We start from the raw sequence: 14,415 nt of genomic DNA, 5'->3' as shown, positions 1-14,415 counted from the left end.
ATGAAGAATATACAACTGATGAAGAACATGCTTCTTGGACTGGGATTGATGTTCTCAATCGTAGCTTGCAAGGAAGAACTGCCGGATCCGGTGACAAGGCTGTTTATGCCTGTTTTGAACAAAGATCTGACCGCTGAGCGCAATACAATTATTGTGAATATGGGAAATATTAAGGCGGCTAATTCCTATACCATTGAGGTAAGCCGTGATACTTTCCGTACGGTTGACTACACGCTGAAAGTAGATACGAACTATGTGGTGCTCGATGAGGCTACGCTGAACGGTGACCCGTTATTCTGGAATATGTTGTATCAGGTGAGAGCCAAAGCACATGCTGCTGATTCTCAGTACGATAGTAAGGTGTCGAATCTGGGAAGTGTGAGCACGGAGCGTTTTCCGAGCATTCAGGTTACGCCTACCCGAAATGATGTGATAGATAAAGCACTGAAAGTGAAGTGGCAGCCCGGAGGCAGTACCCCGGTTTCGAAAATTAAACTGTTTGCGGGTACGGATCTGAAGCTGCTGAAACCCTTGAAAGAAGTGGCGGTAACGGCTGCGCAACAACAGGCGGGCACTGCGATTGTGGATGGGCTTACTCCGCTTACTTCTTACCAGGCTGCTATTTACAGCGGGGAAGAGCTACGTGGCTGGCAGGTATACACGACCCTGAAAGCTGGTATTGATCTGACTGCGCCTGGTGTGATCAATCTTACAAAAAGTGAAGACCCTACTGCCCTTGCTACGGCCTTGGCTGCAGCACCTTCGGGATCAGTGATTGTGTTGAAAAAGGGAGTGAGTTATAATACACCCACTGTGGCGCTGGATAAATCCATCACCATTGCGTCGGCACAGGGTTTTGAAGAAAAACCAGCTACGTTGATCAACTGCAACTGGAACATTGCTAACGGAGTGACGCTGGATCTTGTGAAATTCCAGGGTGTGCAGATCATTGGTTCGGGTATTGCCAGTGCATATGTATTCAATCCGTCCCCATCTGCGCTCACGACTGTGAAGGAACTGGTTTTTGATGATTGCACAATTTCTGAACTGAGAGGTATTCTGCGGATTCGTACACAGGCATTTATCAATAAATATACTATCAGCAATTCGTTGGTATATAACATTGGTGGATATGGCTTGCTCACTACAGATACTGATGGTGAAGGAATGGCTGCAGTGGATGAAATTCTGTTCGAAAACAGCACTTTCAGTAAAGTGAATGCATTTTTGACTTCCCGTCAGAATTCGAAAAAAGTGACCATTGAGAGCTGTACTTTCAGTGAGTTTCTGATATCGGGCGGTACGCTTTTCAACTGGCGGGGAACGGCCGGCCAACGCAGTAATGTAAAGGAAGGTATTTCTGTTAAAAATTCGGTATTCGGTCATGCATGGGATGAGGCGAGCACGCAATCCTATGCGATCAGAGGTTTGGCAGGATTGGAAGCCACTACGCTGAGCTTTATTAATTCGTTTGCTACATCCGATTTCGCATTCGTGGCAGGTGGTGAGTTGCCTGGTTTTCCTGTTGGTACCTATGCCAAAAAGGCTACTGACCTTTGGGTAAGTCCTTATACGGGATTGAACTTCAACTTCAAAGATGTGGCTTTCTCCGGACGACGTACAGTGGGCGATCCGCGCTGGAGAGTGAAATAACAGATTGCATTTAAATGGATTTTAACCTCGCCATACAGCCTGAGAAGGACTATGGCGAGGTTGTTTTTTGATATAAATCTGATGATCGTTATGTAACCGATCGCTTCAGTTCCTTTTAAGTTCTGATGGATTTACGTATCATTGTTACTCAATTGGTGACTCTCAGGTTTGCCGGTTGAGCTGAACAACTTACGTTATCGCTAACTTCCCTCCGCATAAGAGGTATTTGATCTCTTCTAAACAATGACCGGTTTTTTCCAGTCGTCAAAAAGACAGTACAGGCTGATTTTTTGCCTGATACTTGCTGCTTTCCTGGTCAGCACAAACTTTTTGTCAGCGCAGGTAGATTCAGCACGGTCGACTTCCGACTATATCATTACCAAACGATGGCTTTCCATTGAAGATGGGCTTGCATCGCACGAAGTATTTTGTGGTGTGCAGGATGACGCCGGTTTTTTATGGTTTGGTACCCGAAATGGTCTCAATCGCTATGATGGAGGGAAATGCCTGTTGCTGACCAGACAGCGAAATCAACTACAGGATAATAAGGTAGTACAGCTGGCAAAGGATGATGTCAATCGCCTTTTTGTGATGTATGGGAGCACGGGCTTTCAGCTTACTACCAACGGGAAGGTGGATGTTGTAGATGCCACTTCCAGAGAAGTGAAGACACTCTCGCAAACTTTCAAAAATCTGCCTTTCCGTGAAAAGGATGTATACTGGGTGGCCAACGATGGCACCGATGATGTTATTTTTCTGACGGCGTCACCTTTCCGTTACTGGCGGTATTCTGCCAAAAAAGGGTTCAGACTAAAATTTGAAATGAAGGATTGGAATGGGAAACATTCTTTAATTGATTATCGTCAGACAGGCCCGTTTAGTACTTTCATTAAGGGACTAGCACTTTTGAAGTTCAGTAATGCAGATGAGCAATATCTGGTAGAAGAACAGAAGGTCACAGTTTTTCGCCAGCGAAATGTCCTCAGGTCGTTGCCGGTTGGTTTCACAGATGAAAATGAGCTGCTGATCACCTATAATCATGCTTCAAATCCCGATTCTTTTAAAGCAGACAAACTTACGAATAGTGGTCAGTTAGTGCGTTTTTCAGATTTTGACAAATACCATCTGAAACCGGTAAAAGGCCGGTACTGGTACCAGGTTTGGACTGCTACTGCCGGCGAGGTTACAGCGTTTTACGATGCGGCAGATGCTCTGTATTTATGGAACAGAAAGGCTTTTGTCAGGATATTGGAAAAGTCCGAATTGAAAGGATTCGAGAATCTGTTTATTTACAGGCTTTTTTCTGATAAACTCGGCAATATCTGGCTCTGTACTTCTTCAGGCGTCATGCAACTTACGGTGCGAAAGAACAGATTTGAAACCTGGTTTTCGTCATCTCAACAGAAAGCCGAACAGAATCCGCAGGTGAGAGGTATTTACGCAGAGCACACAGGAAATGTAATAGCGAACCTGTGGACGCATACCTTTTTCAGGCAAAATGGTAGGACCAAAAGTATAGAACACAGCTATATCAATTATGCTTTAGCTAAACACAACTCAAAGCTTTACACCGGTAGCTATAACCTCTCTGTTATCGATCCCGAAAAAAACAGCATTATACGGTATCCTGATAAAAGAGGTACGGAAATATGGTCAATGTATTCGTTGAACGACAGTTTGTTACTGCTTGGGCGTTCAGATGGTTTCTTCATGTTCAATTCAGTAAAAGGTAGTTTTGATTCCATATCAACCGGCTCAGATCCCGAAGCGAAATTTGTATACCGGTTTTTCAGAGGAAATAAGGCACAGACCTGGGCGGTTGCGGAGAATGGCTTGTATCAATTCGAAAACAAGAAGGTGGAAGCCCGGAATGGAAATGTACCGTTCATATGGTCTATGACTAAGCTGAAATCATCCTTTTTGGATGGGTTAACACTCCTGGATGCCTGGCAGGATGCGAATGGAGTGTTCTGGCTGGCTACAAATGGCGAAGGACTTTACAGTTGGAATCCGGTGAATAATGAATCGAAACAATTTAATATCACTGCCGGATTTCCCTCCGATGTACTCTACAGAATTGAGCCTGATGATTTTGGAAATCTTTGGGTAAGTTCAGATTATGGATTGACACGCTTCAATCGCAGCAGTTTTGCCATGAATACTTATACCACACTGAATGGAATTTCCCACAATGAGTTTAACAGGACTTCGTCGTTCAGGGCAGGTGACGGGCGTTTGTTTTTTGGCGGGCTAAATGGTGTGAATGGTTTCGATCCGAAAGATTTTAAAACAGATAGTTCAGCATTACAGGCACCTTTGAAAATCGTGGAGTTTAATCAGTTTGTCGGTGAACGAGATGCTTTGATCAATAAAACAACAGATTTAATTCAAAAACCTCATATTATTTTAGATCCTGATGATCTGTTTTTTACACTCGATTTTCAGTTGATTGATTTTACCAGGGAAGAGGGGCATCGCTATGCGTACAGGATAGAAGGTTTGGACCACGACTGGAATTATATTAACGAGAATTCGGTGCGCATCAGCGGATTACCTTATGGTCATTTTGTACTCCACATAAAGGCGCAAAACAGGGAGGGGATATGGAATGAGCGCGAACTGACAATTCCGATCGATGTGCTCAGGCCGTTCTATCTTCAGTGGTGGTTTATTCTGATTGTTGTCATAAAGCTGGTTTCGGGTATCTATCTCCTGGTCAGATTAAGACTGAAACGTTTGGCAAAAGAAAAAAGGAAATTGGAACAAACGGTGAGTGAACGGACTGCCCAGTTGAAGGAATCGTTGTCGGAGCAGTCGGCTTTGCTGCTCGAAAAGGATGTATTGATGAAGGAAATTCATCACAGAGTAAAGAATAATCTGCAGGTGATTTCAGGTTTGCTGGAGCTGCAGAGTAAAACTTTAACCGACGAAAAAGCAAGGGAAGCTTTGCAGGAAGGACGGAACCGCGTCAGAAGTATTGCACTGATTCACCAGAATCTTTATCAGTTTGAAAACATCAGTACCATTGACCTGAAGCGGTTTATAGACGACCTGAGCAGACAGGTCTATGGTGTATTTCAATCGCAAAAGTCTGTTTCTGTACAGGTAAATGTCCCTCCGATGAATTTAGATATGGATACGGCTGTACCACTTGGTCTGATCCTGAATGAGCTGTTGACCAATTCTTTCAAATACGCATTCAAAGATGTAGATGAGGGACGTGTGCAGATTGATGTGAGTGAGATCGGTGTAGGAACGTATGCATTGAAGTATTCCGATAATGGCGGAGGCCTTCCTGCTGAATATGATATGGCAAGAACAAAGACGCTGGGGCTGCAATTGGTGAACGACCTGAGTAGGCAGGTAGGAGGGAAAGTGTTGTATGAAACCAATGGCGGTGCCCGGTTTACAATCAACTTTACAAATCGCGAAGTGCGGAAAAATATAGACTAAACCCTGATGGCTAATCTTAAAATAGGAATTGTAGAAGATGAACTCGTTATCGCCAGAACCATCACCGGGACACTGGAGGAGCTGGGTTATGAATATTGCGGTCCGGCAATTAACTATACCGAGGCATTGGAAATGGTGGAGAGTGAAAAGCCGGATCTGTTGCTGCTGGATATTCAGCTGGCGGGACGCAAAGATGGGGTTGATATCGGAGAAAAGCTGAATGAAACGCATCAGCTGCCCTTTATTTTTCTGACAGCCAATAGCGACATCGAAACGATAGACAGAGCAAAGAAGGTGAATCCTCATGCCTACATTGTGAAGCCTTTCACGAAAGAGGAGTTATATGCCGCGATTGAGATTGCTGTTAATAATTTCAGAAAGCAGGATAATAAGCCGGGAGTGGCTAAACCGGCAGCCCGGAATGGGAAAGAATTTATGTTTGTCAAGGATGGGTACGTGTTCAGAAAGGTCTATTTCGAAGAACTGATCTACATTGAAAGCGAGGCAAACTATGTCGTTCTGTATTTATCTACGAAAAAAAAAGTGACAGTAAGGTCGAGCATCAATGATTTTCTGGAGCAGCTTGATTCGCAACGATTTCTCCGTATCCACAGACGATATGTAGTGAATACCCATCTGATAGCGGACATATTTCCGACAGAGCTGATCCTTTCGGATGTCAAACTTCCGATCGGGAAATCGTATAGGGATGAGCTGTTGAGGGCGTTGGGGATTGAATAGGGGTGGCTTTTGGAATGGTTGGCTTGTTGCTGGCTTGGTGGGAGTTTTTGACCAAGGACGACGGGGTTTTGGGCTGGGCTGGTTTTTTTGCTTATTGCTGGCTTGGCATTAGGTCAGACAATGGACAACCCCGGTTATTACCTGGAAAACTGAGAATTAATGTGGTCTGTGGCCAATGTATTCCAATGTTCCTTTTAAGTGATCACTTCGTCGTCTATGGCCAAAACAGTAGAACGCTCATATTAAGCGCAACACCATGGTCTGTGGTCAAAAATAGCCCACTACTCATTTTTAGCAGTTACTCCATCGTCCATGGTCAAAATAGCCTATTGCTCAATTTAAGTAACAATTCCTATCGTCCATAGCCAAAAACCAGCCCAACGCTAAAAAAAGCGTCGCCACCCGCCACCTACTTCCCAAACTTCCCCCATTTCGTCCCTTTTTACTCACGTTCGTCCCTGAGTTTTTGACCGCTTCGTGTTCCTGATCACTTTTATGGCGTTATGGGCCTTCTTGATCTGGACAAAATTATTATAACACGAACTGTCATCGGAATCCGGTGTACGCATTGCGGAGGGAATCTGATCGTTTCTTCCCAAAAGTCGACAGGTTACCGGTTTGTGCAAGTGATTTCCCTTGGTCACATCAAACCCGAAACTTACAGATGTGAAATCTGTAAACGGCGCTATGTGCTGTTCTAAGACGGTTGAGATCCATAATTCAACTCAACTTTTAAAAACTTTAACTTCCCTAGACATGAGCCTCAGATTAAACGACACGGCACCCGACTTTTACGCTGATACCACACATGGACCTATTCATTTCCACGAATGGATTGGAAACAGCTGGGCTATTTTATTCTCCCATCCGAAGGATTTTACCCCGGTTTGTACCACTGAACTTGGTTATATGGCGAAACTGGCTCCTGAGTTTGAGCAAAGGAATTGCAAAGTGATCGGATTGAGCGTAGATCCTGTGGAGAGCCATCTGAAGTGGGAAAAGGACATCGAAGAGACGCAGGGTTATGCAGTGAATTATCCCATGATTGGTGATCCCGAACTGGCTGTCGCAAAATTGTACGATATGTTGCCAGCTGATGAACCAGGTAGTTCGGAAGGCCGCACTGCTGCTACGAATCAGGCGGTTCGTTCTGTATTTATCGTAGGACCGGATAAAAAAATCAAACTCAATCTAACCTACCCCATGACCACAGGTCGCAATTTCTACGAAATCCTGCGTGTGTTGGATTCAATGCAGCTCACTGCCGAACATCGTGTGGCTACTCCTGTCAACTGGAAAGATGGTGAGGATGTCATTATCGTTCCCGCAGTATCGGATGCTGAGGCAAAAGAGAAGTATCCTGAGGGGTGGGAAACCCTGAAACCTTACCTGAGAATTATTCCGCAGCCAGGCAAAAACTGACAAGTTGCAGTGTCATTAAAAGTGTTGGGTTTTGCGATAATGAAGCCAAAGCACTTTATAAATCTGCATTAACTCTAATTCAAATAGCTAAAATTCAGGAACCAGATCCGGTAGTTTGAGCCGGGTCTGGTCATGTGTCATTTAATCACCATCGGTATGTTACAATTTATACGTTTAGCCCCTTTCAAAAGAAATGCGATAAGGCAGAATCTGTGGGTCATACTGCCCTTATTCCTGTTCTTTTCCACCAATGTATACGCCCAAAAAACATGGACAGGAGCCGAAAATACCAGCTGGAACAATGCTGCAAACTGGCAGGGAGGCGTGCCAGGTGAAGAAGATGACGTTGTTATCGCCAGTGCAGTGAATCAGCCTGTGATTGGCCATGGTGCTTCTGTAGTAGTGAAATCAGTTTTTGTTGGCGATAATGCGACCCTGACAATTGCTATTGATAACAGCATCAGCATACTAAGTGCAGTAGCATTTACCACACCTTCGTCGTTTACAGCCGGACTGAACAATAAGGGAACAGTTATCAATAATGGAGATATTATTTTTAGTTCCCCCATTAATGAAGGTCAGTTTGCCTTATTTAACCAGAAGGAATTTGAAAATACAGCCACCGGAAAAATCAGGATTGAAAGATCCTCCGGAGCCGGATTATACAATATAACTGCTGCGTCTTTTGTCAATTGGGGTAGTCTGATCATTGGAGAAAGCGAAAGTATAGGCCAATACGGTATCAGAAATCAGGGAGTATTTACCAATCACGCTTCGGGTATCGTTCGTGTTAACCGATCTTCAGTTTATGGTTTTTTTAATGATACAGGTACATTGGAAAATGGCGGAAAACTTGACATTGGGCGATATACTGAAACAGGAACCGCAGCTTTTCAGAATAATGGAACATTAACCAATCATGGTTGCGGACAAATATTGATCCTCAGAAATGGTTTGGTAAATCTGTCAGGAAGAAGCATTGCTAACGGAGGATTTATTCAGGTTGATGATGTTTTGACAAATAGTGGTGCTTTTACAAATTCAGCTGCTCTAAAATACGGAGCGGTATCTGGCACCGTAAGTAATGGCAACACAGTGGTCAGGAATTCACCTGATCCCATTTTTTCCTTTTCGGCTCCCGGAGGGCGTGGTATTTCGGGCATTTTTACAGATAGTTTACGTACCATATCCGCGGGTACGTATTCATTCCCGAATACTTTCACACCGAATGAAAATGTTCCCGTTGGAACATCCACGCTGTACGCGGGCGTTACGATACCGTCCTGTACTTACTCAGTACCATTTACTTATCAAAAGCTAAGAGGGCCGGGTGATGCGACCAGTACGACGTGGACGGGCACGGAGAGTTCAGTCTGGAATGATAGCCGAAACTGGACATCCGGAGTACCAGATGTTACTACGGATGTGGTGATACCGGATACCAGCAGAGACCCGTTGATAAGCAGCGCTACTTCTGCAGAATCCAAATCAATTCTGGTTGAGACCGGAGTTGTTTTGGTGATTCAATCCGGAGGCAGTTTAAACGTAGACGGCTCGGTTTCTTATACTTCTCCGTTTGCCCTCACTGCGGGATTCAATAATCGCGGAACGATACAAAATAGCGGTAAACTGATTCTTGGATCGACAGCAAATGTAGGACTGTATGGAATCATTAATCAGGGAGCGCTCACTAATGAAACAGGTAGTGAATTCAAAATTGAGCGTTTTACTGATACGGGAATTTACAATACTTCTGCAGGGACATTCACAACGAAAGGGCTTGTTTCCATGGGCTTGAATAATACTTCCGGAGTACATGGTATTTTTAATGAAGGAATATTTACCAATACCGGAGGAGTTATTCAGACCGATCACACATCAGTTGCAGCAGTGAGAAATGCAGCAGGAACATTTTCTAACTCAGGAGAAATTACCATTGGAGGGATAGCTGGTGCAGGCACTTTTGGTATCAGGAATGACGCGATCTTTAATCATAATTCCGGAAATATCCGTATTGACCGTACAACGGAAGCAGGCATTTATCACAATGGAGGAACCTTTACTAACAACGCTACAATTCGAATCGGAATCACCGCGAGTGCAGGTGTGCATGGCATTTTAAGTCGGGCAGATTTTAATAACAATGCAGGTCAAATCGCAATCCTACGGTCAACAGAGAATGCTTTGAATCATGGAAACGGGATTTTTTCTAACAAGGCTTTACTGTCTATTGGCGCAAGCGAAAGTGTTGGTAATCGCGGGATTGTGAATGCCGATCGTTTCTACAATACCGAAAGCGGTCATATCAAAATAGATGATTGCGAACAAATAGGAATCTATAATACTGCCAATGCTGTCTTTGTTAATTCTGCTGCGATGACACTCGGTGCAGTGAGAGCTATGAAAGAACATGGGATTTTTAATGAAGCTGAATTCAGGAATGAAACAACCGGAACTATTCACTTGGATCACGGAAATATTTCGGGCATTCGCAATTATGCTGGAAAATTCGTCAATGCAGGTTCCATAACATTAGGAGCAATTGCCCTGGCAGCGCACGGTATCAGTAATACCGGTGAATTTAATAATAAGAGTACAGGTGTAATAAAAATTTCTAATTTCAGGCACAGGGGTTTGTTGAATAACAACACGGGGAAATTCGACAATGAGGGCGCAATTACGATGGAAGGGATCGGAAGTACTGATAATTTCGGTATTTCGGGTATAGGTACCTTTACAAATGCGACTACCGGTAATATTCAGATAGATAATGTTGGCGGAGCTGGTATATGGCAGGATTTTGAGGCGGGGAATTTTACCAATCAGGGTAATATAGCTATTGGAGCTAACAAGAAAGCCGGCGTATACGGTATGTTTATGAATACCCATTTTAATAACGCTTCTTCAGGGACTTTACGAATTGATCGTACCTCATTGGAAGGGTTGATGAATGCGCATGCGACGGTAACGAATCATGGTAAAATATATATCGGTCTGGTGGATAGTGTCGGGAAATCCGGGATCAATACCATGAGTCCTTTTTTGAATGCTACCGGAGGGGAGATTCGTATAGGTAAAGCGGAAGAAGGATTGTATCTCATTGCTACAGAGTTTGAAAATTCTGGTTTACTGGAAATTGGTTCCGAAGCGAATCCGATACCGGTCATGATGACGCAGTCTACCCCGACTTATTCAGAAGGGAAGTTTAAAAATAATCCGGGTGGAATCCTGAAAGGCACAGGAAGGGTGGAAGTCATTGATTTCCTGCATTTGGGTGGTAAAGTGGTACCAGGGTTTTCACCTGGAATAATCACCTTTACCGAAAACCGGACTTTTACAGGAGGAACGCTGGAAATTGAGGTGGAAGGAGCCGATATCGCCGGCATAGATTTCGATCAGATCGAGGTACTGAAAACAGCAACATTAGGTGGAGCATTGGCTGTATTTATTACGCATACGGGCAAGGATGGAGACAAAGTTGTTATTCTGAAGGCTGCTAATATCGTCGGTACGTTCAGTTCAGTAACAGGCCTCCCTGCAGGATGGAAAGTAGAATATGGAACTACTGAAGTGAGTTTGATTTATGACTCAACCTTGCCTGTAACATTGGTTTCTTTTGAGGCAAAGGCCAATGGAAAGCAGGTAAGGCTTAATTGGCGGACAACCTCCGAAACCAATAATAAAGGGTTTTACATAGAAAGAAGTGCCAATGGATCGGTCTGGAATCAGATAGGTTTTGTAGTGGGGAAAACGAATACTTCTCAATTGCAGGATTATTCATTTTCCGATGAAGCTCCGCTGAAAGGTCTGAATTACTACCGGCTGCGTCAGGAGGATTGGAGTGGTGAAACTGAATATTCGCGGGTAAGGTCGGTACAGGTAGCAGATGCTGAAATGGACGTAGTCGCATGGGTAGATGAAGGCCGTAGAGGACATGTCAAAACTTCAGCGACTATCAGGGAAATCTATATTTATGATCTTAAGGGGCGTTTGCTTCTGACTTCAGAAAGGGCAGTTTTTGATTTGTCCGGGGTAGGCAGTGGTGTGGTCCTTGTCCGTATAGAAATGGGAGATAAGGTAATTACAAAGAAGTTGCTGTTGAAATAAAAGAGTATTTATTGACAGGGTAATTTTGAATTTATAAGAGTGTCCGTTCAACCCCTGCCGGGGTTGGCATAGAAATCAGCCTAATCGTGAACAACCAGGGATTTTATCCCTGGCTATTCGTATTCAAACCCTGCCGGGTTTGCGAAAATGATTGAAGTGTGAAGATATTGGATTGATGAGCGGAAGCCCGGAAGGCTTTCAATATGAATAGAGCCGGGTGTAACCCGGATGTATTAACGATAAGGTATACCTAAGCAAACCCTGCCGTTTTTGGAGTTCGGATTTAGGCACAGAAGCCTGTAGGGCTTCAACATGAATAGAGCCGGGTGTAGCCCGGTTGTATGAAATGATAAGGTATACCGAAGCAACCCCTGCCGTTTTTGGAGTTCGGATTGAGGCACAGAAGCCTGTAGGGCTTCAATACGAATAGCGCCGGGTGGAAACCCGGCGAAGGAATATGGATTATTTTAACATACCAACCCCGGATGGGGTTGAACACCAAAAATGATTTACAACGCATTCCCGTTACCGATCCAGCGATATCAGATTTGAAAATACCCGATACGCCCCAGGCACGCCGGCAGGTAATTGCCGGAACCAACTCATGGTTGTATACACATAATTCCCCTTCCCATATTTGGCAATTAGAATACCGCCATCCAGCTTTTCGCAGCCAGGATCGTTGCAGGAAATGAGTGTTTCATATTGATCCGACCAATTTTCAGGCTGGTACAAACTACGTTCCTGCACCCAGCCCTCAAAATCCTTTTCCGTGATTTTGTTGGGATAGTTAAGTGCCTTACTGTTTTTATTCAGGAAGCGTACTTCAGAATTTTCAACCGTAACTCTTTTGTTACTGACTGTAAAAGGATACGGACCGAAATTGTTCATCAATAATCCCTGATCCGAATTATACTGAACAATCAGGTTCCCGCCATTCTCAACGTATTGGAGCAATATCGGATTAAGCACCTTTAGCCTTTCTACCATATTGTAGGCTCTCACACCTACGATCACTGCGTCAAAATGCTGCAGATTTTCAGTTGTGATATTGGTATCATCAAGCAAAGAAACGTCATAGCCAATTTGTTGCAGGCTGGAAGGAACCATGTCCCCGGCTCCTTTGAGATAGCCGATAAGCTGTCCGTTTTTATGAATATCCACTTTTACCACTTTCGAACGCGCTTGCGGAAAGCTGATTTGTGTCGGAATGTGTGGATAGCTGATTACATTCAGACTCTGATTATAAGTTTTTCCTCCAACTACAACCTCACCATGTATCTCTGCCTCATCTGCATAGTCGGGTGGGAAAAGCTCGAAATGAAAGTATTGTTCAGCTCCTTTCACCAATAAGTCTACCGGCTGTGACGCCGGGCTGGCTTTCCAGCCCTTGGGTAGTTTAAGGCGTACTTCACCAGTTAGTTGATCAATTCCCGATTTAACTGTCACTTTCACTTTTTTACTGTTGCTGCCATCAAACAGATATACCTTTTCGTCTGTCGCAACGTAAACCGGTGGTGTTATAGCCAGCGGCTGGTAAATTTCGCCAAGCAGTGGATCTGTCTTTTGAAATACAGCCGGCACAGAGAACCGTATTTCTTCGCCGCCGACGTTAAAACTAAACCATGATTCTGCCACCGGCTTGTTTTCTGCAAGTCCAGTCAACTGCTGGTCCCGAATTTTGAAAACCCCTAAGGTACCTTCTTCTTCGAGCCAATAGGGTTGCGAGTAGGAAGTCGTTGCGGGTATTGTAACAGTAGTTGTGAATTCTGTTTTTTGATTTTTGTTCAATGCCAGGTTTACAACAGAATCCTTTTTAGCGAAAGGAAGAACTATTTTGGTAAGTGAAACAGGTACCGACGATCGGTGGGTAACCTCTATGTGCAATCGTGCACGATCTCCGGGACTAAATGCAAAATCGTTGGATTTTACAGAAACATATAATCCGAGAATTTCCTGAATCAATTTATTAATGTCCTGCAACTTTTCCCCCCGCCAGTAAGCTTCAGGAAGTTGTTCAATCTGCGATCTGAGTTTAAGCAAGGTTGGGATAGATGCGGAAGGGTCATTATACCTGAAATCCCGGATGGCGTCATTGACCAGATTCTGAATTTGAGAAGTGTTGCCGATGCGACTCCACTTGGTATTGACTCCATCAAAAAGGTCTTCATGCGCTTTTTTTCCCTTTACATGTTTGAAATACTCAATCAGTGAGCCGCGGAATCCTGCTGTACCAAATCCCTGCGATTTATGAATTGTTCTGCTATCTGCTGCTATTTCTCCGTACGATTTTCCGAGTACCGGATTGAACACGCCCACATCTACTTTGATACATTCTCTAGCATCTTTTTCATCCACTTCATCACGTCTCTGATTCCACCACATACCGGCATTCCATACGAGCCGGGTGGTTTTCCATGGTTTTACGTATTGCAACTGTTCCGGAAAACGGGCAGGATCGGCTGCCGCATCAAACGCTTCTTCAGCCAGAATGGCAGAGGCAATATGGTGCCCGTGTCCTGCACGCTCGTCAGGAGGGAAGCGTGTTACGATCACATCAGGTTGGAATTTACGTATCACCCAAACCGCATCTGACAATATCTTTTCTTTATCCCAAATGGTAAATACCTCTTCTGCACTCTTTGAAAATCCAAAATCAATGGCTCTCGAAAAAAATTGTTTCCCACCATCTATTCTTCTGGCCTGGAGCAATTCCTGTGTACGTAGGATTCCCAGATTTTCCTTGATTTCAGTACCCAGCGCATTTTGTCCTCCGTCGCCTCTTGTAAGAGAAAAGTAGGCGGTATTGTAATGCTTTTCGTTGGACATGTACGCGATGAAAGTCGGGTTTTCGTCATCCGGATGCGCACCGAAGTACAGCACATTACCCAACACATTGAGTCGTTGAATGTCCAGCAGAATTTCTGATGAAGATGCGCAGGACGGAACCTGAGCCCATATATTTTTTGAAATAGCCATTCCGATCAATAGGATTACAGGTAATGGAAAATGACGCAGAACTGGTTTCATAGGCGTACA

The 14,415-nt window shown here is 44.1% G+C and carries 6 protein-coding genes; 5 read left to right on the top strand and 1 reads right to left on the bottom strand.

Annotated features, from left to right (window positions below; all coding sequences use genetic code 11):
- The 5 genes from DSL64_RS11275 (at window position 1) to DSL64_RS11255 (ending at window position 11,376) form a co-directional block, all read left to right on the top strand.
- On the top strand, window positions 1–1,653 hold the full coding sequence (locus DSL64_RS11275) for a DUF4957 domain-containing protein (protein ID WP_115830985.1): 1,653 nt from the start codon (window positions 1–3) through the stop codon (window positions 1,651–1,653).
- Between the two features lie 243 nt (window positions 1,654–1,896).
- Window positions 1,897–5,106 (top strand): histidine kinase dimerization/phosphoacceptor domain -containing protein, encoded by a 3,210-nt coding sequence (locus tag DSL64_RS11270; protein WP_115830983.1) that lies wholly within the window; start codon window positions 1,897–1,899, stop codon window positions 5,104–5,106.
- A gap of 6 nt (window positions 5,107–5,112) precedes the next feature.
- Window positions 5,113–5,847: a LytR/AlgR family response regulator transcription factor gene (locus tag DSL64_RS11265; RefSeq protein WP_115830981.1), complete on the top strand. Its 735-nt coding sequence runs from the start codon at window positions 5,113–5,115 to the stop codon at window positions 5,845–5,847.
- A gap of 756 nt (window positions 5,848–6,603) precedes the next feature.
- Window positions 6,604–7,269 carry a peroxiredoxin gene (locus DSL64_RS11260; protein ID WP_115830980.1) on the top strand — a complete coding sequence of 222 codons (666 nt, stop codon included), beginning with the start codon at window positions 6,604–6,606 and terminating at the stop codon, window positions 7,267–7,269.
- A 156-nt stretch (window positions 7,270–7,425) separates the two neighbouring features.
- The gene (locus tag DSL64_RS11255; protein ID WP_115830979.1) at window positions 7,426–11,376 is read left to right on the top strand and encodes a T9SS type A sorting domain-containing protein; all 3,951 of its coding nucleotides are present in this window, start codon (window positions 7,426–7,428) and stop codon (window positions 11,374–11,376) included.
- A 525-nt stretch (window positions 11,377–11,901) separates the two neighbouring features.
- On the opposite strand, the gene DSL64_RS11250 is transcribed toward DSL64_RS11255, so the two are convergent.
- A complete protein-coding gene (locus tag DSL64_RS11250) occupies window positions 11,902–14,406 on the bottom strand; it encodes a PIG-L family deacetylase (RefSeq protein ID WP_115830977.1) in 2,505 nt (834 codons plus the stop codon).
- Window positions 14,407–14,415 lie beyond the last annotated feature (9 nt).

This window comes from Dyadobacter luteus, from assembly GCF_003383615.1.
GTDB lineage: Bacteria > Bacteroidota > Bacteroidia > Cytophagales > Spirosomataceae > Dyadobacter > Dyadobacter luteus.
This window is presented reverse-complemented; position numbering and strand designations above follow the sequence as displayed.